The organism is Phyllobacterium sophorae (assembly GCF_003010965.1).
GTDB classification, from domain to species: domain Bacteria; phylum Pseudomonadota; class Alphaproteobacteria; order Rhizobiales; family Rhizobiaceae; genus Phyllobacterium; species Phyllobacterium sophorae.
In genome coordinates, this window is sequence record NZ_PGGM01000001.1 from 701,115 (window position 1) to 722,597 (window position 21,483).

Sequence of the window (21,483 nt, forward strand, 5' to 3'; positions counted from 1 at the left end):
ACGTGCTGCGTGCACTGGGAGGGTTACCATGAAAAAATATGCAACCGCATTGGCGGGCGCTGCTGTCCTTGCTGTCTCTTTTGCCGGACCTGTTTTGGCGAAAGACAAGATCGTTGGTGTGTCTTGGTCAAACTTCCAGGAAGAGCGTTGGAAGACCGATGAAGCGGCGATCAAGAAGGCACTCGAGGCCAATGGCGACAAGTACATTTCGGCCGATGCACAGTCTTCGGCTTCGAAGCAGTTGACCGACGTTGAAAGCTTGATATCGCAGGGTGCCAACGCCTTGATCATCCTGGCTCAGGATTCGAGCGCGATCGGACCGGCTGTGGAAAAGGCCGTTGCCGAAGGCATCCCGGTCGTAGGCTATGACCGCCTGATTGAGAACAAGGATGCGTTCTATATAACCTTCGATAACAAGGAAGTAGGCCGGATGCAGGCACGCGGCGTTTTCGCCGTGAAGCCGGAAGGTAACTACGTATTCATCAAGGGTAGCTCATCCGATCCGAACGCAGATTTCCTCTTCTCCGGTGCTCAGGAAGTACTGAAAGAGGCAATCGACTCCGGCAAGATCAAGAACGTAGGTGAGGCCTATACGGACGGCTGGCTGCCTGCCAATGCGCAGAAGAACATGGAGCAGTTCCTGACGGCCAATGACAACAAGGTCGACGCTGTTGTCGCGGCTAATGACGGTACGGCGGGTGGCGCGATTGCTGCCCTGCAGGCCCAGGGGCTTGCCGGTACCGTTCCAGTTTCAGGTCAGGACGCTGATTTCGCAGCGCTCAACCGCGTAGCGCTCGGTACGCAGACCGTGACGATCTGGAAGGACTCACGCGAGCTTGGCAAGCAGGCTGCAGGCATCGCCTCGGCCCTCGCGGATGGCAAGAAGATGGAAGAAATTGCGAACGTCCAGAAGTTTGCCGGCGGTGTGAACAAGGTTGAAGTCAATGCTGTCTTCCTGACACCTGTTCCGGTTACCAAGGACAATCTCGATGTCGTCATCGATGCTGGTTGGGTGCAGAAAGACGTTGCTTGTCAGGGCGTCAAGGCGGGTTCTGTACCGGCCTGCAAATAATATCGCTGTTATCTATTGAGATCGAACGCCGCTGTTCCAATGGATCAGCGGCGTTTCAAAAAGAAAATTGAAACCGGGAGAATAACATGAGTGATCCGGCCATCAGTCTTGACCGGGCCCGCGCTTCCGAACTCGGCATCGTTGCCAGGTTCTTCAAGGCGACGGAGCTCGATACACGCCTTCTCGGCATGATCGGAGCGCTGGTCATCATATGGCTTGCCTTCCAGTTTCTATCCGGCGGCCAATTTCTGACACCGCGCAATCTGTGGAACCTATCTGTCCAGACATCATCGGTTGCTGTGATGGCGACGGGCATGGTTTTGATCATCGTCACCCGCAATATTGATCTTTCGGTCGGCTCCGTTCTTGGATTTGTCGGCATGATCATGGGCGTTACCCAAGCCGAGTTTTTACCGAAGCTGATTGGTTTCGAACATCCCGCCACATGGATCATCGCCCTTGGCATCGGCATTGTGACTGGCGCTTTGATTGGCGGCTTTCAGGGATTTATCATTGCATTTCTCGGTGTTCCGGCATTTATCGTCACGCTTGGCGGACTTCTTGTCTGGCGCGGTGCTGCCTGGTGGGTCACCTCCGGCCGCACAGTTGCGCCAATGGACTCGACCTTCCGTTTGATAGGCGGTGGTCCTGAGGGTTCGATTGGGGCGACCTGGAGCTGGGTCGTTGGTATCGTTGCTTGCCTTGCGGTTGTCGGGATGATCATCAACAGCCGCCGTCAGCGCAAGCGCTTTAATTTTCCCCGAAGGCCCGTTTGGGCAGAGATATTCATGGCGGCCATCAGCTGCCTCCTCGTTCTTGGCGCAGTCGCCCTTGCCAATGCCTATTACTGGCCGATCGGTATCGTTCGCAAATATGCGGAGGCTAACAATATCATTATTCCCGATGGCGGCCTGTTCATCTCCCATGGCATCGCCGTTCCGGTACTGATTGCTGTCGCGACGGGCATTATCATGACCTTCGTCACCACACGGACCCGCTTTGGCCGCTATGTTTTTGCCATGGGCGGAAACCCCGAGGCTGCGGACCTTGCCGGTATCAATACGCGCTGGGTGACGATGAAGATCTTCATCATCATGGGCATCCTCTGCGCCATTGCCGGTGCGATCTCTACTGCGCGCCTGAATGCAGCGACCAATGCACAAGGCACGCTCGATGAACTCCTCACTATCGCCGCTGCCGTTATCGGCGGCACGTCGCTGGCTGGCGGCGTCGGAACGATAGCGGGTGCCATGATCGGCGCGTTGCTGATGCAATCACTGAGCTCCGGCATGGTCCTGTTGGGGCTGGATACGCCGTTGCAGAACATCGTTGTCGGGCTCGTCCTTGTTGTTGCCGTCTGGCTCGACACGATCTATCGCCGCCGTACCGCTTGAGGGAGGACTAATTATGACCAACACACAAGCACCTCTCATCGACATGGAAAATATCTCCATTGCGTTTGGGGGTATCCGGGCGGTCGATGGAGCATCGATCAATCTCTTTCCTGGTGAAGTGGTGGCCCTTCTTGGCCACAACGGTGCCGGCAAGTCGACGCTGATCAAGATACTCTCGGGCGCCTACAAGCGTGACAGCGGCACGATCAAAGTCAACGGTGAGGAGGCGGCGATCAGCAATCCACGCGATGCCAAAGCCTATGGCATCGAGACGATCTACCAGACGTTGGCGCTGGCCGACAATGTCGATACGGCTGCCAATCTCTATCTCGGCCGCGAATTGATGACGCCTTGGGGCACACTCGACGATGTGGCGATGGAGCATAGTGCGCGCGAAGTCATGGGTCGACTGAATCCACGATTCCAACGCTTCAAGGACCCGGTCAAGGCGCTCTCCGGCGGTCAGCGCCAGTCCGTGGCCATCGCCCGGGCGATCCTCTTCAACGCACGCATTCTGATCATGGACGAGCCCACGGCCGCACTTGGGCCACAGGAAACGGCGCAGGTTGGCGAGCTGATCAAGCAGCTTAAGAGCGAAGGTATCGGTATCTTCCTGATCAGCCACGACATTCATGACGTCTTCCATCTCGCTGATCGCGTGGCGGTAATGAAGAACGGCCAGGTTGTCGGCACCGCCAAGGTAGGCGATGTCAATGAGGATGAAGTGCTCGGTATGATCATTCTCGGAAAATGCCCGCCCGGGGCGATACCGGGACCCGGTGCAGTGAACTGATTGCAAGAAAAAAGGCCGCTTCGAGCGGCCTTTTTTCTAAATCAAAGCAGAAAAATCAGATCGATTCGACCTGCTGAACCTCCGGAACGAAATGTTTAAGAAGATTCTGAATCCCGTGTTTGAGCGTAGCTGTCGAGGACGGGCAACCCGAGCACGCACCCTTCATATGCAGGAACACGGTGCCGTTCTCGTAGCCTCGGAAGGTGATATCGCCGCCATCTTGAGCCACAGCTGGACGCACACGGGTCTCAAGCAATTCCTTGATCGTGTCAACAATTTCCGTGTCGGCGCTATCGAAAAACTCGCCATCGGTCTCGCGCTGTGCTGTGTCGGCAATCTGGGTTGCATTTGCCATGACCGGCGCGCCAGACATGAAATGTTCCATGATAGCACCGAGGATTGCCGGTTTCAGATGCTGCCATTCCGGGCCTTCGGTCTTGGTGACTGTGACGAAATCATATCCGAAGAAAACGCCGGTAATACCGGGAATGGCAAATATTTTGCCAGCAAGAGGCGAAGCTTCGGTAGCGCCTGCCGCATCGCGGAAATCGGCTGTGCCTTCCTCAAGAACCACCTTTCCAGGCAGGAACTTCAAGGTCGCCGGATTCGGCGTTGCTTCGGTCTGGATGAACATGGTGGATCTCGCGTGTCTAGTTTAGAACCGTTCAAAGGGGATATAGGCCTTTAAACCCAACTCTTCAAGTCAAGATTGTAGCACGATTTTGGTGCGCGATCACGTAATCGCGTCGATGTCTTCATCGGAAAGATTGTAGGGCACCACCGTAACGGGGATGGAGAAGGATTCGCGTCCTGCCAATGACTGGACAAGGGGCCCCGGACCTTCCTTGCCGGAACCGGCGGCCAGTACGAGAATGGCAATATCCTGGTCTTCTTCGATGAGCTTTCGAATCTCTTCGGCTGTGATGCCTTCGCGCACGGCAAGTTCTGACTCGATCCCGATCGTTTCACGGACACTGGCGGCAAACTTGCTGAGCGTCGAATTGGCTCGCTCCTCAGCTTCGGCGCGCATGATCTGCTCGACACCAAGAAATGCTTGAAAATCGGCCGAATCTATAACGAAAAGAAGTAAAAGCACGCCTCCCGTGGTCTTGGCGCGGCGTGCGGCATAGGCGACCGCACGTTCGCATTCCGGCGTCTCGTCGATGACGGCAAGAAATTTGCGGCGGTGGCCGGCTTCGCGGCTCAGACGTTTTGATACCATGTGCTCAACCTGCCCTATGCACTGAGCGTTCGCAAGACCTGCCCGACTGCTTCGGCCTAGTCTTGCAGAAAGCCGATAATATCACGGACGTTGCGCAGCGTCTTCTCGGCTAGCACGCTTGCGCGTTCGCCGCCGTCTTTCAAAATTGCATCGACATAGCCTGGATCCGCGGAAATGCGCCGCATCTCCGCAGCGATCGGTGCCAGTTTCTCGACAGCAAGGTCAGCAAGAGCAGGCTTGAAAACGGAGAATTGCTGTCCGCCAAAATCCCGGATCACGCTTTCCTTGTCGCTGTCGACGAGAGCAGCATAAATACCAACGAGATTATCGGCCTCCGGACGCTCCTTCAGACCATCGATCTCCGACGGCAGTGGCTCGGAATCTGTCTTGGCCTTGCGGATCTTCTTCGAAATCGTATCCGAGTCGTCAATCAAATTGATGCGTGAAAGATCGGAAGGGTCGGACTTCGACATTTTCTTGGTGCCATCACGCAAACTCATGACACGAGCTGCAGGCCCGCCAATCACCGGCTCCGTCAGTGGGAAAAAGCTTGCGATCGTTTCGTCGCCCGACTGCGTCTCGACACCGAGGCCAAGTTCGGCGATCCGGCCGGAAAAGTCCGTATTGAATTTCTGTGCGATATCGCGCGTCAATTCCAGATGCTGCTTCTGGTCCTCACCGACGGGCACGTGAGTGGCACGGTAGGCGAGAATATCGGCAGCCATCAAGTTGGGGTAGGTGAAGAGGCCAACGGAAGCGTTTTCACGATCCTTGCCTGCCTTGTCCTTGAACTGGGTCATACGGTTCAACCATCCCATACGGGCAATGCAGTTGAACACCCAGGCGAGCTCGGCATGTTGGCGCACGCGGCTCTGGTTGAAGACAATGTGCTTCGTTGCATCGATACCTGAGGCGAGGAAGGCGGCGGTGACTTCCCGCGTGTTGCGCATGAGTTCCGCGGGACCACCCCAGACGGAAAGGGCTTGAGTAATCGCATGCTGGTCGACAACGCAGTAGATGCAATTATTGCTCTCCTGTAGCGCAACCCAACGGCGAATGGCTCCCAGATAGTTACCGAGATGCAAATTGCCGGTTGGCTGGACACCGGAAAAGACGAGCGGCTCAAAAGTGCTCATGAATGGTCCTTGATCGTTCGGGGATCGGGCTTGCAGGCGCCGATAGCAATGAAGTCGCGGTTTTGGCAGAGCGGGCCGTCGTATTCAAGCCCTATCGACGACAAGTCCTATCTGAGTTCCAGCAAGTCCCATTTATTGCCATAGAGGTCTTCGAAGACCACAACGCTCCCATAGGGCTCGTAGCGGGGCACTTCAAGGAAGCGTACCCCCGCCTTAACCATGGCTGCGTAGTCCGTTTCAAAATTGTCTGTATAAAGGAACAAGGTGACACGCCCGCCGGTCTGATTGCCGATACTCGCTTCTTGTGTCTCCCCGTCGGCCTTGGCCAGAAGCAGCTGCGCGCCATTTTTTTCTGGTGCAACGACGACCCAACGTTTGTTATCGGAAATTGGCGCGTCACTGACCAGGGTGAAGCCAAGGATATTCGTGTACCAGGCAATCGCCTCGTCATAGTCGCGAACGACCAGAGTTGTCATGCCTATGAAGCGGCTCACGATGCCGTGTCCTCCGGCGGGATATCGGCTGTCGTTGCCCTGCGTTTCACGTTCCGCCGGATCATACCAAGGCTGGCACCGCCAGTGCCGAAAGCAAGCGCAAAGTACAGGATCATCGACAACGCAACCAGAACCATAACGGCAATGGCTTGCGTATGGAGCGGCGCATGCGGTGCAAGGGCGGGGCCCATCCAGATAATCGCGTAATAAAGCGCGAATCCCATCAAACCTGCCGCAAGGATCAGGCGCGGAATACGTGTGAGCAGGGGAATGTCCCGCCCCCAATGGCCCCGCCAGACAAGCGTTCCGAAAAGTAGAAGTGCGTTGGTCCATCCAGCAACCACTTCTGCCGTTGCGATCCCCGTCTCCGCCATTATCGGGAAAAGTGTCAGCGCCAGCGTCACATTCACAATGACGGCGATGATTGCGAATATCATTGGCGTCCGCGTGTCCTCACGCGCAAAAAATCCTGGCAAGAAGGCTTTGATTAGTACGAAAGCCGGAAGGCCCAGACCGTAGATGGCAAGGATGTTTCCTACCGTATGTGTGGATGCGGTTGAGAAGTTGCCGCGTTCATATAGCATGCGAACGATCGGTTCAGACATCACAAGCAGTGCCGCAGCGGCCGGAAGCGTGAGGAACAGTGTGAATTCCACTGATCGGTTCTGCAGGCTGCCGGCCTCCTTCAGATTGCCGGAGCGAAGGGCACGAGCCAATTCCGGCAGAAGAACGGTCGCGACCGCGATGCCGACGACACCGAGGGGCAGTTGATAGATCCGGTCGGCGTAGGCGAGGGACGAGATGGCGCCCGATTTGGCCGAAGCAATATTGGTATTGATCAGGAGATTGATCTGGGTAATGCCGCCAGTGACCGCCGCCGGCAGAGCAAGCACCAGCAGGCGTTTGACATTCGCAGTCAAATGCGGACGGCGGAACCCGATGGAAATACCAGCGTTGCGTACGGCGAGCCAGACGATGGCAAGCTGAACCACGCCTGAAACCATCACCCCCCACGACAGGGCGTAACCAACTTTTGTGCCATCATGTCCCTTCAGCCAGGCATAACCAAGCACGCCGATAAGGATGACATTCAGGAAGACGGGTGCGACTGCGGCGGCGAAATAGCGGTGCAGGGAATTCAGCATTCCGCTCATCATGGCCGCAAGTGACATGCAGGCCAGGTAGGGGAACATGATAATCGCCATCGACACGGTGTTGTCGAACTTCAAGGCGTCTTCGACAAACCCCGGCGCTATTATGAAGCGCACGATCAGCGGCATTGTGAGTTCCATCAGGATCGTCAGGCTCAAAAGCACGGTGAAGAGTACACCGAACACCTCTTCGGAAAAGCGGCGTGCACCATCCAGCCCGTTGGCTTCGATTTCCTTCGCAAACAAGGGGACGAAGGCTGCGTTGAACGCACCTTCGGCAAACAGGCGCCGGAATGTATTTGGAAAACGGAACGCTGCGTTAAAGGCGTCTGCGATGGGTCCCGTGCCCAGCGCAGCGGCCATCAGCATCTCACGCGTGAAACCGAAAACGCGACTCATCAGCGTGCCGGATGCGACAGTCGCAAATTTCTTTACCAGGCTCATCTAATCCGCCGCCATGAGGATGTTTTGCCGTTGTGGCTGCGCTGTTGTGATGTCGCCTTCACCAAAGAGGGCAAGCAGTTTCTTGCGGATGCGATTCTGCCTCGCCGTATTGGTGATCTGATGGCCAACGAGATCGGTGACATAGAACACATCGATGACCTTTTCACCGAACGTCGTCACATGCGCGGAGGCAATATCAAGCGACAGATCGGAAATGATGCCGGTTATCTCGGAGAGTAGGCCGGGACGATCCAGCCCTTCCACCTCGATGACGGTGAATTTGTTCGAAAGTGTATTGTTGATTTCAACACGTGGCGTGATTTGGAACGCCTTGACGGCGCGTTTTGGCTTGGTACGGGCGGCCAGCATTTCCGGCAGATAGGATTTGCCGGACAGTACATCCTCGATCAGGCGGCCCACCCGCATTGCGCGTCGTCGTTCATCGTCATCAGTGGGAAATTCGCGACTGATGAGGATGGTATCGAGCGCGCGTCCATCGCTGGTGGTAAAAATCTGTGCGTCTACAATATTCGCTCCTGCCCCGGCGCAGGCGCCCGCGATGATCGAGAGCAGTCGCGGGTGATCAGGTGACAGGACAGTAATTTCCGTCACGCCCTCGAAATCATGGGTTTTGACCATCGTTGCAAGCGTTTTTTCGCTTGCGTCTGACTCGCGTACGAAGTTGGCGTGGCGAATCTGGTCGTCAAGGCTGACGGTCAAAAGGTAGTTCTGGTAGTGCAGTGCGAGATAGGATTGGCGCTCGATCTGTGGCCAGGATGACAGGGCATGATCGAGCTGTGCCCGGGCATGGTCAGTGCGTTCCTTGCGGGAGACTTCCGAGAAGCCGCCGGTGAGCAACAATTCCGTTTCGTAGAACAGGTTGCGCAGCAATTGGCCCTTCCAGCCATTCCAGACACCGGGTCCGACTGCCTTGATGTCACAGATCGTAAGGACCAGCAGCAGTTTCATCCGGTCGAGCGTTTGAACTATTTCAGCGAAATCCTCGATCGTCTTGCGGTCGTTGAGATCGCGCGACTGCGCCACCATACTCATGGTCAGGTGCTGCTCAACGAGCCAGGCAACGGTTTCCGTATCCGCTTTGGATAGGCCTAGACGCGGACCGATGCGTCTTGCGATGCGGGCTCCTGCGACGGAATGATCTTCGGGGCGGCCTTTGGCAATGTCGTGCAGGAGCAGAGCGACGTAGAGCAGCTTACGGTCCTTTTTCAGGCCCGGCATAATCTGATTGGCGAGCGGGTGCTCCTGACCGAGATCGCCGTGATCGATTTCCGACATAACCGCAATGCAGCGCAATAGATGCTCGTCGACAGTGTAGTGATGATACATGTTGAATTGCATCATCGCGACGACCTTGCCGAAATCGGGGATGAACTTGCCAAGAACACCAGATTCGTTCATGCGCCGTAATATGAGTTCCGGGTTGCGCTCCGACGTGAGGATGTCCAGAAAAAGCCGGTTCGCCTCGGGATTCTCCCGTAAATCAGAGTTGATCAGCGACAGTGACCGGGTCACCAGCTGCATCGCGTCGGGATGGAATTCCAAGCCGTGCACATCAGCCAGATGAAACAGTCGAATCAGGTTGATCGGATCCTTATGAAAAACGCCATCATTGGCGATGGTGATACGGTGATTGTCGACAACAAAGTCACTGGTGCCCGCAAGTTTGCGCTTTCGGCGCGAAAAGGTAAGGAAGATACGATTGAAACCAGGCACATGCTTTGCCTGCTCCTCTTCAAGAGCAGCGCAGATAATGCGCGTGAGATCACCAACTTCCTTGGCAACAAGGAAGTAGTGCTTCATGAAGCGCTCGACATCGCGCTGGCCGGGATGGGCCGTATAGCCGAGGCGCCGTGCAATCTCGCTCTGAATATCGAAGGAGAGCCGCTCTTCAGCCTTCCCGGTCAGGAAATGCATATGGCAGCGAACTGCCCATAACAGATCTTCCGCCTTCCGGAAGATCTTATGCTCAGCAGGTGAAAGCACGCCTAGCGTTACCAGCTCATCGCTCGTCTTTACGCGATAATAATATTTGGCAATCCAGAACAGCGTGTGCAGATCGCGTTGGCCGCCCTTTCCCTCCTTGACATTGGGTTCAACCAGATAGCGCGTCGCCCCTGCCTTGCGGTTCCGCGCATCGCGTTCAGCCAGCTTGGCTTCGATAAATTGAGGTCCGGTGCCCTTGACGACTTCTTCGTCGAAACGTTGTTCAAGCCTGGTGAAAAGCTCTTCATTGCCGCAAAGATAACGTGCTTCAAGGATCGTAGTGCGGATTGTCATATCCGAGAATGACAGGCGGATGCACTCGTCAAGGTTCCTCGTGGCGTGACCGACTTTGAGGCCTGTATCCCAAAGCATATAGAGGATGTATTCAACGACCTGTTCGCCCCAGGGCGTCTGTTTGTACGGCAGTAGAAACAACAGATCAATATCTGACCCAGGGGCCAGCCCGCCACGCCCATACCCGCCAACGGCGATAATGGTCATGCGTTCCGCCGTGGAGGGATTTACCGCGTGATAGACGTGCGTGATGGCGAATTCGTAGAGCGCCGAGATAATCTGGTCCATTAACCAGGAAAGCCGAATAGAGCAGAGCGTGCCGCCTGCGTCTTTCATCAGCATATCCTCAGCGGATTTGCGGCCTGCAACCAGTGTCTGTTTCACGAGTTGCAAAACGTCGTTGCGATCGACGGAAGCAGCGCCTTGTTTTCTCGCCGACTTAACCAGATCTTCAAACTGGCGATGAAGTTTGGTTGGGTTGACGATCTGTTCCAGTTTCAGGTCTGAGGCGCTCATGAACACGTCTTTATGAATGATGGCTCGCTATAGCCTGAATTTACCTCAAACGGAATGACTACATTTGAAGCAGGTTGAATCAGGATGTCGCGGTGGTCGCGAGGCCCTTCAACCGGTAAAGCGCCTCGAGTGCGTCGCGCGGGCTCAGCTCGTCAGGATTGATGGCGGATATCGCAGCAAACAGCGCGCTATCCTTACCCTGAACCTGTTTTGGTGGTTGGCGCTTCACTTCGACGGAGAAGAGCGGCAGGTCGTCGATCAGTTTGTCCGCCTTGCCGGAAGTCTCTTCCGCTTCGAGCTGATGCAGCACGTCGCGTGCACGATTGACGACCGCCTCAGGCAATCCGGCCAGGCGTGCCACTTGAACGCCGTAGGAACGGTCCGCGGCACCTTTGGCGACCTCATGCAGGAAAACAACATCGCCATCCCACTCCTTGACCCGCATCGTCACGTTGCTCAGGCGCTCGAGTTTTTCCGATAGCGCCGTCATTTCATGGAAGTGTGTCGCGAAAATTGCCCGGCACTGGTTCTTTTCATGCAGATATTCAACGGCCGCCCAGGCAATCGAAAGGCCGTCGAAGGTTGCTGTGCCGCGTCCAATCTCATCAAGAATCACAAGCGAATGATCGCTGGCCTGGTTGAGGATAGCGGCCGTCTCCACCATTTCGACCATGAACGTGGAACGTCCGCGCGCAAGGTCATCCGACGCACCAACCCGTGAGAACAGACGATCGACAACGCCGATATGAGCGGATCCTGCCGGAACGAAAGAACCCATCTGCGCCAGGATTGCGATCAGTGCGTTCTGGCGCAGGAATGTGGATTTACCACCCATGTTCGGGCCCGTCAGCAGCCAGATTGCCCCTTTGCCTGGCCCTTGTGGGGAGAGGTTGCAATCGTTGGCGACAAAAGGATTGGCCGCCTGCCGGCGCAGCGATTGCTCGACAACCGGATGGCGTCCGGCAACGATCTCGAAGGCCAGACTATTGTCGACGAGGGGGCGGCAATAGCCCTGTTCTTCGGCCAGGGCCGCCAGCGACACAGAAACATCAAGAGCCGCCAGGGCTGCAGCCCCTGCTCGTATAGCGTCGGCATTGGCAACGGTTTCGTTGGTCAGGGCGTCGAAAATACGGAGCTCGATCGAAAGGGCGCGTTCGGCAGCATTGGCAATCTTGGTTTCGAGCTCCGCCAGTTCCGTCGTTGTGAATCGCATCGCGTTGGCGATTGTCTGGCGGTGGATGAACTTTCCCTTGGCTTCATCCGTGCCTGTCATCGTGGAGGCGTTATTGGCTGTTACCTCGATGAAATAACCGAGCACATTATTATGCTTGATTTTCAGCGATTTGACGCCCGTCATTTCCATGTAATCGGCCTGCAGGCCGGCAATGATACGGCGGGAATGATCACGCAATGCACGCATTTCGTCGAGCTCATCATTGTATTGCGCCCGAACAAATCCGCCATCACGCTTCAACAGGGGCAGCTCATCGGCGAGAGCCCGTTCGAGATGCATTGCAAAATCGGCCGGTAGTTTATCCAGATACTCAAGGACCGATGCAAGTTCGACCGGCAATTCCTCGCTGTGGAAACGCTGAGTGATTTCCCCCGCCACTTCCAGCCCGCGGGCGAGGGCGCCCAGGTCGCGCGGACTGCCGCGCCCGACGGCCAGCCGCGACAGGGCGCGGGGCATGTCAGGCACACCCTTCAGCGCTTCGCGCATCTGATCGGCTAGTGATTGACGCGAGAGAAAATAGGAAACGGAATCAAGCCGTTCGGCAATGGCTATTGGATCAGTAAGCGGGGAGGTCAGCCGTTCTGCCAGAAGCCGGGCACCCCCGCCAGTCACCGTGCGATCGATGGCCTTCAACAAGCTCCCGTCGCGATTGCCGGAAAGCGTGCGCAAGAGTTCGAGATTGGCACGTGTGGCGGGATCGATGAAAAGTGATGAGCCTTCCGACTCCCGTTCCGGTCGCATCAACGGCGGACGCTCGGCGATCTGAGTCTTCTCGACATAGGCAATGGCGCCGGAAATAGCCGCGAGTTCGGCACGCGAAAACTGTCCGAAGCCATCGAGCGTGCTGACATCGAAATAACGCTGAATGCGGTTTTCCGCCGTCGCGCTATCAAAGAGACTCGGCGGCTGCGGGCTTACAGAACGGCCTATCGCGTCGAACACCGGCCGCAGCTCGGGATCGTGGAATACCGGGTCCGCGACGATCAACTCGCGCGGATCGACGCGCAGAATGTCGGCGAGAAGCCGGGAGGGATCGGTCTCACTGACACGGAACGTCCCGGTGGAGATATCGATCCAGGCAAGTGCGAACTGGCCCTGGCCAGATCCCTTGATGCGGCCGAGCGTCATCAGGTAATTGGCTTCCGACGGGTCAAGGAGCCTCTCCTCCGTGATCGTTCCTGGTGTTACCAGACGTACGACGTCCCGCTTGACGACAGATTTCGCTCCGCGCTTCCTCGCCTCGGCCGGATCCTCGATCTGCTCGCACACGGCAACGCGAAATCCGCGCGCAATCAGCTTTTGCAGGTAATCGTCCGCGGCGTGGACAGGTACCCCGCACATCGGAATATCGTCACCAAGATGTTTGCCACGCTTCGTCAGCGTGATGCCGAGCGCGCGCGAGGCCTCGACCGCATCGTCGAAGAAAAGCTCATAGAAATCGCCCATGCGATAGAACAGCAGGCTATCCGGGTTCGTCGCCTTGATCTCGATATACTGCTCCATCATTGGCGTCGGTCGCGCCAATGGTTCGGCCTCATAAGGGGATGGTTCTATGATAGATGCCAGTTCGGCCAAGACGCTCTCCTGATTTACGGGAGCAATCTATTCGCTATTGCAGGATTTACACACCTCTTCCCAACTCAACTATGGCTTTTCTCCACAGATGATGAGGTGACGGCGGTATGGAATCGGGCTTTAGCCGAAGCGTTTCGCTTCAGCAGCATAATGACTGATGTAGCGTTCTGATATGCGGCTGACCGGCAGGATTATGAAAACGTCGGTCGTACCAAAATCGCGATCAACTACAGCCCCATCACCAATCATCGCGCCAAGGCGTAGATATCCCTTGATCAGTGGCGGCATGGCAAACAGCGCTACCTTGGCGTTAATTGCTTCGTGGGGAACGAGATCCATGGGCTGATAAAGCGCTGGCAAGGCGCAAACGTCCCAATCAGGCGTGGCGCGGCAATTATGCTGCAGGAACGAAAGCGGCAGCGCATGGGCGGCCGGGACTGTGCCGTGGAAGGACGCGCACCCAAACATCACGCCAATGGAATGATGCCGGCAATAGGTCCATATGCCCTGCCAGAGCAATTCAACGGTACGTTTTGATCGGTACTCCGGCAACACGCAGGAACGCCCAAGTTCAAGAAAGCGCAATTCCGGCTTTGCTGCCACAAGGCGGTCGATTGAATATTCGCTGGCAGAATAGAAGCCACCGGTCTCGAAGGCTTTTTCCGAGCGCAGGAGTCGATATGTACCAACGATCTGTTTGTGCTTCGGTCCGGGAATCGACGTATCGTAGACAAGTAGATGGTCGCAAAAAGGATCGAAACGGTCGGCGTCGCGCTGTTCCATTGTTGCGGAGCCCTTGGCGCCGAGTTCGTCAAAAAAGACTTTGAACCGCAGTTGCTGTGATGACGCGATCTCATCCTCGGTTTGCGCAAGGCACACTTCCATTGTGCCGATGCGGCCAAGCACCGAAACAAGAGGTGGCGCCGTAAACGGCGAGGGTGTTGAATCAACCTGCGACATCATGCGCTGATCTTTAGTAGCTGATGCAGGTTCAAGCAAGGCGATGCCCATAGCGATTCGCTCTCTTACGAGGTTGATCGGTAAATCGTTTATCTACGAATACAACAAATGGATGACGGCTACATGACGTGGAAATGGGCTAATTTCCCGTTTCCGTTTCAGTTTTCACCCGGTTCGCCACTTCGGGCCCGGCGGTCGCGCAGCCATGTCAAAATTTCTTCTAGAACGACCAGCGCGGCGCCAATTGATATATAGGCGTCGGCCAGATTGAAGACGGCAAACGACCATGATGGCAGGTGAAAAAGAATATAGTCGATGACATAGCCGTGCAGACTGCGATCGATAAGGTTGCCGACAGCACCACCAATGATCAGCGCAAAACCGAATCGGGAAATCCAGCGTGACGATGCGGTGCTCCACCAAAGGTAGCTGACGAAACCAACAACAACGATCGTGAGTCCGATCAGCACAAGGTCGTGGAGGCCGCTAAGCATTGAAAAAGCGATGCCGTTATTGTGGACCCGAAAAAGTGCGAGAAATGGCAAGATATCGATCTGTTGTTGATAGTCCATGCCTGTCTCAACCAGGTATTTAACAATCTGGTCGCTGATCACGGCGAAGGCAACGACGGAAAAAAGGCGGTAAATGGCTTTGTTTTTCATGAATCGGTTTTTTTCTAAACTCCGCTGTCGAGCTTCAGTGCGTCGCGCCTGATCTCAAACAGCATTACGCCGGTCGCAATCGCAAGATTAAGGGAATCGGCACGGCCCTCCTGTGGAATCCGCGCAAGCTTGTCGCAGGTCGAGGCCAGTTGATCCGGTAGTCCTTGCTGCTCATTGCCCATGACCAGGATAACCGGCTTGTTGGCATAGGGAATTGTACGATAGTCGACGGCACCTTTAAGATGCGTTCCGACAATCAATCCCGAAAAGCTCTTTCTCCAGGAAAGAAACTCGGCTTCCGACGCGCGTACAAGCGGCATTGCAAAAACCGATCCCATCGTGGCGCGAACCGTCTCGAGTGAGAAAGGGTCGGTCGTATCGCCAATCAAAATGATACCTTTCGCGCCCACCGCATCTGCCGTGCGGATGATTGTGCCGAGGTTGCCAGGATCGCGCACGCGATCGAGCGCCACATAGACGTCGCTACCCAGCGGCTTGATTGCAGCAAGGGACTGAAATTTCTGTTCGAAGACGCCAACGACCATTTGCGGATTGTCGCGGCGGGTGATGGCGGAGATGACCTTTTCACTCACTTCAAGTACATCACCGCCTTTGGCAATCGTGCGCGCTGCGACCTGCTCGACGGGGGAATTGCCCTTGCCCGCCTTGGAATAGACCAAGGTCTTGATGATCCAACCAAGATCAAGCGCATCGATGACAAGTTTCAGGCCTTCGGCCAGGAAAACGCCTTGTTGATCGCGGTATTTCTTCATCGCCAGCGAGCGCAAATCCTTGACGATGGGGTTGGTCAGACTGGTGACCTCTTTCACCTTGCCGGGGCGGGCCAGTCCGGTGCCCCGCTGGTGATCTTCATTTTTGCTCATTTTGTCCCCCAACGGCTGAACAGTGAGGTCGAGAGGGCGCGTCCCGATGAGCGCTCGCGCAATATGAGTTCACCGGACTGTACCTCGCCGCCAAGACCGGTGAACGCATCCCGCATCAGTTCATGGATGGCAAAAAAAGAAGCGCGAATTGAATAGGCGGTCAAAACCACAGCAAGGGGATTTGGTGTAAGGATGGCGCGACAAAGATCAACCATATCCGGTAGATTGTCGAACAATTGCCAGACTTCACCGTTTGGACCACGTCCATAGGCCGGCGGGTCAAGCAGGATGATATCGTAGCCACTGCCGCGCCGTTCTTCGCGCGCGACGAATTTCATTGCGTCTTCGCAGATCCAGCGAACAGGTTTGCCGGCGAGCCCGGCCATTTCCTGATTTTCCCTTGCCCAGATGATAGCCTTCTTCGAAGCGTCCACATGGGTGACTTCGGCGCCGGCCCGCGCAGCGACCAACGAAGCAACGCCCGTATAGCCGAAGAGGTTGAGCACTTTCACAGGACGTTTTGCGTTGCGGATCAAACCATCCATGTAAGCCCAATGGGTGCCTTGCTCGGGAAATACGCCCACATGCCGGAAGGAGGTGAAGCGGCCGAAGAACGGGATGCCATCAAAAGCCAGCGGCCATGTCTCGCCGAGTGGCAGTTTCGGAAAGTGCCAGCGGCCAACGCCTTCCTCATCCGTATTGCCGGTGAATATGGCGTCGGCCTTGTCCCATTCTGTTTTTTCCCAGGCAGGAAGCCATATGGCTTGGCCTTCGGGCCGGACAATGCGGTAAGGCCCGTACTGCTCCAGCTTCAGGCCATTGCCACTGTCCAGCAATGCATAGTCGCTTGAAGGAAGGGTTTCGAGGATCAGCCCAGTTTTCTCTTGCGGACGTGCGCCAGTGCGGCGGGCCAGCAGGCGTTTCGGTAGTGGCTCCGGCCGCGGTGCCGCCTTTGGTTGCACATCGCTATCTGCGATCCTTGCCGACTTGGCGAATTGCGGTCGCGGCTTCGTCGCGTTCTGCCGGTGAGCAACGCTTTTGGGCGCGCTACTCCTGGGACCTGCGCCTTTTGCCTTTCTGATTTTTCCACCAGACGATTTCAAACGTGCTTTCCTCGTAGTACTTTGAAGGTTTCCTATGCCATGACGAGGAAAGGCGAAAGCAAAAACGCTCAGGACGATGCCGTAATGGCCTTTTCGTAGACAAGAATTCCTGCAGCAAGGTCTTCCAAGGCAGCGCCAACCGATTTGAACAACGTTATTTCGCCTGCTGATTGGCGACCCTTGACCGTTCCGCGCGTCAAATCAAACAAATCGCCAATCACATGTGTTGTCGTCACAACGCCGGCTTTGATCGGCTGCACGATATCTCCGCCTTCCTTCATGGCACCGTCCTTGGTGTCGACAAAGACCCGGGCACGCTTGACACATTCATCATCACTCTCCCGCATCGTTGGTGTGAAAGCGCCGATCAGATCGACATGGGTGCCCGGTTTAAGGTGTTTGCCGAGGATTAGCGGTTCTGTCGAAAGCGTTCCGGCGGTAATAATATCGGCTGCGGCGATCGCCGCGTCCTTGTCGTCGACGGCCCTGGCGTTAAAGCCTTCCTGGACAAGCTCGGCAGCAACTTTTTCCGCACCGGCCAGACTTCGGTTCCAGATTGAAATTTGATCGATAGGCCGTACGGCGCTGTGGGCCCTTGCCAAGAAGCCAGAAAGCGCACCGGCACCGATCACAACGAGCTTTGAAGCATCTTCGCGTGCCAGATAGCGAGCGGCCAGGGCAGATGCACCTGCCGTGCGCCACAATGTGAGGCGTTGTCCGTCAATCAAAGCCCTGGGCTCCCCGGTCTTACCGTCAAGCAAGAGATAGACGCCCATGACCGCCGGTTTCGAAACAGCGCCATTGTCGGGCGATACCGTCACGATCTTGACGCCCATATAACCTTTCGAAGAGTCGCCGAGGGCATCGAAATCCGACCAGGCTGGCATCAGCAGCAATGTCGATGCTGCACCATCGGGTCGCTCAACCGTGTGGTGATGACGTACGGGTTGGATGACACCCTGACGAAAGGCCTGTTCGATCGCAGCGATCATATCCGGCCAGCTTAGCAATGCGTCGACCTCGGCCGGGGAGATCAGTTTCATGGTGTGTCCTTGACAATGTATCGCTTAGTGGAGCGAAGGAAGGTTTGGGGTTGCCGCTGTTTCAGCGGATGCTTTTCGCGCTTCCTTGCGCAGGAGTTCCGCTTCCAATTTACGCTGACGCGCCAGCTTCCGATGCTTTCCCTGATTGTACCATGTGGCGAAACTCCCAAGGATCAGCCCGAGAATAAGCGCCGCGAAGAGCCAGACAAAAAGCGGAGCCGAGTAGGACAATGCGGGGTTGCCCGGATTGAATGGATCGATCGTGAGAGACACCGTCTCGCGATTGGCGACGGACAAGGCGATCAGAATGACGGCAAGCGGCACAAGAATGAGGACAATGATAACGCGATTGATCATATTTCTCTCCCCCCGCAACTTCAAACGCTTCGCCGATGCACCTCAGCCGTTGCCATTAAGCCTGTCGCGTAGTTCCTTGCCGGTCTTGAAGAACGGCACCCACTTTTCTTCGACATCGACACTTTCGCCAGTACGCGGGTTGCGTCCGCTGCGTGCGGGGCGGTTCTTCACCGAGAATGCACCAAAACCACGGAGCTCGACGCGATTGCCCTCGGCCAGTGCGTCGGTGATCTCATCGAAGATGGCGCCGACAATATTCTCCACATCGCGCTGAAACAAATGCGGATTGCGGTTGGCAATGATCTGCACGAGCTCTGATTTGATCACAGCGAAATCCCTTCCGGTTCAAGATCATCAGTCCCTAGTCAAAAAGCACTGGCCCAAGACTATGTCACTGATCTTATGGGTTTAATATCTTTATTGCGCCCCGACAGGCTTGCCGTCAACGTGCCAAACAGAAACGAGTCCGTCAAGGAACATACGATCTCCGGTTAATTCACGCAGCATTCCGCTGCTTTCTTCCGGAATGCCGAGATATCGGGTCAGCATTTTCACAGCCGAATCCGAAAAGAACAGGCCTAACAAGGAGGACTTTTCGACGGGCTTCCACTCAATGACCGGCAGTTTGTCATTGACTCCCTTGGTTTTGAGCCAGCCAAGGGCTTTATCTTCGCCGCCGAGCTCGTCTATGAGCTTGTTCGCGATCGCTTGGCGTCCAGTGAAGACTGAACCGTCTGCCAGCGCCAGCGCCTGTTCACGGCTGAATTTGCGCCGCTCCTGGACGAGGCCGACAAACCAGTCGTAAGAATCGATGATCATGCGGTGGATCATGGCTTTGGCTTCATCACTGGCAGGATTGAAAAAATTCGGCTCCGCTTTAAGCGGGCTTGATTTGATGGTTTCGACCTTGACGCCGAGCTTGGCCAGAAGCTCCGAGATATCGGGGTACTGGAATAGCACGCCGATAGAACCGATGATTGATGATTGACGGGCCACAATATGATCGGAAGCGCTCGCGATCATGTATCCAGCAGATGCAGCCAACGTCCCAACCTGTGCAACGACGGGCTTCTTCAAAGCAACCTTGCGGACAGCTTCATAAATCGCCTCGCCGCCAGCGGTCGTTCCGCCTGGAGAATCAACAGTGAGGATCACGCCTTTGACCGCAGCCGAATTCTCCACATCCTGCAGGCGCTTGAGCAACTCATCGTTTTCAAAAATAGTCCCCTCGACGCGAACTTTGGCGATGTGCGGTGTTCGTTTGCCTGAGAAGCCGTCTGAGTCGGATGTCAAAAAATAAAAAGAAATCAATGCAGCAGCAAGAAGGAAGAGCGTGAATGCCCGCCAGAAGGTGAGCTTCCTGCGGAGCCGTCGTCTGTCGATAATTGCGTCAGCAGTGTTTGCCATCGTCCTATCCGTTCGCTCTCATGTTCCGTTCGAATACTCTTCTGCGACATCGGTCTATCGAAGTCCAGACTTCACCCTCCGCCGTTTGGTACGCAGTGACACCTTGTATCTGGTACAATGACGGCATACTTGTTGCCTCAAATGCAAGTTATGCGACGGGTACCCGTCCATTTCATCGAAAAATAACCATATTGGCGTTCAACTAGCCATATTATTGTAATCGGTAAGCGCAGCCAGACCTATGTCAATTGAAAGAAATGATCCGCATCCGGAACGTGATGCGACCGCTGATGCTGACCACCATGCTGAGGTGGCGCGGCAGTTTGCTGCCTCGGACAAGGATTCAACAGTTTTTCGTGCTGCGGCGCGCCATTCGCGGCGCGTCCGTTTTCTCAAATTCGCTTTGCCTGCCGTAGCTTTGACAGGTGCTGCAGTGTTTTCCTGGTTCACGTTCTTTTCGGCATCTAGCGTGCCGAGCAATATTTCACTCGACAATGCCGGCATCGAGAACGGCAAGCTGGTCATGACTAATCCCAAACTTGATGGATTTACCAAAGACAAGCTGCCCTATAAAATGAGCGCGATACGGGCGTTACAGGAAGTGGGCAATAGCAACGTTATATCCCTGGAAGGGATCGATGCGGAAATTCCGATTGGAAGAGAGTTGCGGGCTCAGGTGAAGGCAAAGTCGGGTGTATTTGACAATGCCAACCGCCAGTTAAAGCTCGACAGCGATATAAGCCTGACGACTTCCGATGGCATTACCGCGCTGCTGCAATCGGCAGATATCGATATTGCAGGCAATTCCATGTCGACCGATCAGCCGGTCCGCGTCGAGAATGACAATTCGAGTATAACCGCAGACAGTATGCAAATTAGCGAAAACGGCAAGGTAATGACTTTCGAAAAGCGCGTGAGGCTTGTCATTCAGCCTACAAAGCTGCAAGAAGGTGCCAAGGAAGTCAAATCGCCGTAGTAGTTACGACACGTGGTATTTGACTTTGAGGGAATATCCCGGATTTAGGAGAGAAGACGATGTCGTGCGGGGCAAGACTGATCGGTATTTCGACCGTTGCATTGGGTATATTGGCATCCATGATGGTTCCCGTCGCTGCACAGGACGCTGGTGGCGCTGCGAACGGCGGTATAAAGCTGTCCGGCGATCAGCCGATCCAGATTGATGCCGACAAGCTGGTTGTTCACGACAATGAAGGTACCGCTACCTTTACAGGCAATGTTACCGTCGTTCAGGGCGCGACGCTTCTGAAGGCTGGCTCGATGATTGTCTATTATGTCAAAGGCGCAAAGAAAGACGCTACCGGCGCCTCGGCCACTGACGCGCCGAAGACGGGAGGTCTCGCCGGACCCGCTTCCCAGGATATCGATCATCTTGAGGTGAACGATAAGGTTTACGTCAAATCCGAAGATCAGGTTGCAACGGGCGATCACGGCACGTTTGATATGAAAACGGAAGTGCTTGTCCTGACTGGCGACAAGGTTGTCCTGACGCAGGGAGACAATGTAGCCGTTGGCTGCAAATTGACTGCGCAGCTCAAGACCGGTGAAGCCCAGCTCGAAAGCTGCAAGAGCGGCCAGACGGGCCGCGTCTCGATCGTTGTTGCACCCAAGAACGCCCCGAAGAACTGAGCTGTAAGTGTCCTTGTTTTCGCGTCGCTCCACCAGCAAGATTTCTGCGCGGCCAGACTCCAGCGTCTCTGAAATGCGACCTGCCGATCCA

20 protein-coding genes are annotated in these 21,483 nt (G+C 55.6%); 5 read left to right on the top strand and 15 right to left on the bottom strand.

Annotated elements, in window-relative coordinates; genetic code table 11:
* Positions 1-28: 28 nt before the first annotated feature.
* The 3 genes from xylF (at position 29) to CU103_RS03420 (ending at position 3,259) form a co-directional block, all read left to right on the top strand.
* Complete coding sequence (xylF, locus tag CU103_RS03410) at positions 29-1,072, top strand: D-xylose ABC transporter substrate-binding protein (RefSeq protein ID WP_106662472.1); 1,044 nt, start codon at positions 29-31, stop codon at positions 1,070-1,072.
* Between the two features lie 86 nt (positions 1,073-1,158).
* Positions 1,159-2,466, top strand: a complete 1,308-nt coding sequence (locus tag CU103_RS03415) for a sugar ABC transporter permease (RefSeq protein ID WP_106662473.1) — start codon at positions 1,159-1,161, stop codon at positions 2,464-2,466.
* A 13-nt stretch (positions 2,467-2,479) separates the two neighbouring features.
* Positions 2,480-3,259, top strand: coding sequence for an ATP-binding cassette domain-containing protein (locus CU103_RS03420; protein ID WP_106662474.1), 780 nt, complete (start codon positions 2,480-2,482; stop codon positions 3,257-3,259).
* 55 nt (positions 3,260-3,314) lie between these two features.
* Here the strand turns inward: CU103_RS03420 and CU103_RS03425 are convergent, their stop codons facing one another.
* The 15 genes from CU103_RS03425 to sppA form a co-directional block, all read right to left on the bottom strand.
* Positions 3,315-3,893, bottom strand: coding sequence for a NifU family protein (locus CU103_RS03425; protein WP_106662475.1), 579 nt, complete (start codon positions 3,891-3,893; stop codon positions 3,315-3,317).
* A gap of 99 nt (positions 3,894-3,992) precedes the next feature.
* Positions 3,993-4,481 (bottom strand): universal stress protein, encoded by a 489-nt coding sequence (locus CU103_RS03430; RefSeq protein WP_106662476.1) that lies wholly within the window; start codon positions 4,479-4,481, stop codon positions 3,993-3,995.
* Positions 4,482-4,537: 56 nt separating this feature from the next.
* Positions 4,538-5,617 carry a tryptophan--tRNA ligase gene (trpS, locus tag CU103_RS03435; protein ID WP_106662477.1) on the bottom strand — a complete coding sequence of 360 codons (1,080 nt, stop codon included), beginning with the start codon at positions 5,615-5,617 and terminating at the stop codon, positions 4,538-4,540.
* A gap of 107 nt (positions 5,618-5,724) precedes the next feature.
* A complete protein-coding gene (locus CU103_RS03440; RefSeq protein WP_106662478.1) occupies positions 5,725-6,093 on the bottom strand; it encodes a VOC family protein in 369 nt (122 codons plus the stop codon).
* A gap of 14 nt (positions 6,094-6,107) precedes the next feature.
* Positions 6,108-7,706 carry a murein biosynthesis integral membrane protein MurJ gene (murJ, locus tag CU103_RS03445; protein ID WP_106662479.1) on the bottom strand — a complete coding sequence of 533 codons (1,599 nt, stop codon included), beginning with the start codon at positions 7,704-7,706 and terminating at the stop codon, positions 6,108-6,110.
* Positions 7,707-10,520 (bottom strand): [protein-PII] uridylyltransferase, encoded by a 2,814-nt coding sequence (locus tag CU103_RS03450; RefSeq protein ID WP_106662480.1) that lies wholly within the window; start codon positions 10,518-10,520, stop codon positions 7,707-7,709.
* A 79-nt stretch (positions 10,521-10,599) separates the two neighbouring features.
* Entirely contained in the window at positions 10,600-13,260 is a 2,661-nt protein-coding gene (gene mutS / locus CU103_RS03455; protein ID WP_106662643.1) for a DNA mismatch repair protein MutS, read from the bottom strand.
* A 189-nt stretch (positions 13,261-13,449) separates the two neighbouring features.
* Positions 13,450-14,289, bottom strand: coding sequence for a l-ornithine N(alpha)-acyltransferase (gene olsB, locus CU103_RS03460; protein WP_106662644.1), 840 nt, complete (start codon positions 14,287-14,289; stop codon positions 13,450-13,452).
* Between the two features lie 158 nt (positions 14,290-14,447).
* A complete protein-coding gene (gene lspA / locus CU103_RS03465; protein WP_106662481.1) occupies positions 14,448-14,951 on the bottom strand; it encodes a signal peptidase II in 504 nt (167 codons plus the stop codon).
* 14 nt (positions 14,952-14,965) lie between these two features.
* A complete protein-coding gene (locus CU103_RS03470; RefSeq protein WP_106662482.1) occupies positions 14,966-15,835 on the bottom strand; it encodes a TrmH family RNA methyltransferase in 870 nt (289 codons plus the stop codon).
* Positions 15,832-16,938, bottom strand: a complete 1,107-nt coding sequence (locus CU103_RS03475; protein ID WP_210203698.1) for an RsmD family RNA methyltransferase — start codon at positions 16,936-16,938, stop codon at positions 15,832-15,834. The genes CU103_RS03470 and CU103_RS03475 overlap by 4 nt, the downstream gene beginning before the upstream one ends.
* 68 nt (positions 16,939-17,006) lie before the next feature.
* Positions 17,007-17,981 (bottom strand): bifunctional Delta(1)-pyrroline-2-carboxylate/Delta(1)-piperideine-2-carboxylate reductase, encoded by a 975-nt coding sequence (gene lhpI, locus CU103_RS03480; RefSeq protein ID WP_106662483.1) that lies wholly within the window; start codon positions 17,979-17,981, stop codon positions 17,007-17,009.
* 24 nt (positions 17,982-18,005) lie between these two features.
* Complete coding sequence (locus CU103_RS03485) at positions 18,006-18,338, bottom strand: LapA family protein (protein WP_106662484.1); 333 nt, start codon at positions 18,336-18,338, stop codon at positions 18,006-18,008.
* Positions 18,339-18,380: 42 nt separating this feature from the next.
* Positions 18,381-18,665, bottom strand: a complete 285-nt coding sequence (locus CU103_RS03490; protein ID WP_106662485.1) for an integration host factor subunit beta — start codon at positions 18,663-18,665, stop codon at positions 18,381-18,383.
* Positions 18,666-18,755: 90 nt separating this feature from the next.
* The gene (gene sppA / locus CU103_RS03495) at positions 18,756-19,745 is read right to left on the bottom strand and encodes a signal peptide peptidase SppA (protein ID WP_106662486.1); all 990 of its coding nucleotides are present in this window, start codon (positions 19,743-19,745) and stop codon (positions 18,756-18,758) included.
* A gap of 241 nt (positions 19,746-19,986) precedes the next feature.
* Here sppA and lptC point away from each other — a divergent pair, with 241 nt between their 5' ends.
* Both lptC and CU103_RS03505 read left to right on the top strand, forming a co-directional pair.
* Entirely contained in the window at positions 19,987-20,721 is a 735-nt protein-coding gene (lptC, locus tag CU103_RS03500; RefSeq protein WP_106662487.1) for an LPS export ABC transporter periplasmic protein LptC, read from the top strand.
* Between the two features lie 59 nt (positions 20,722-20,780).
* Positions 20,781-21,392 (top strand): LptA/OstA family protein, encoded by a 612-nt coding sequence (locus CU103_RS03505; RefSeq protein ID WP_106662488.1) that lies wholly within the window; start codon positions 20,781-20,783, stop codon positions 21,390-21,392.
* Positions 21,393-21,483 lie beyond the last annotated feature (91 nt).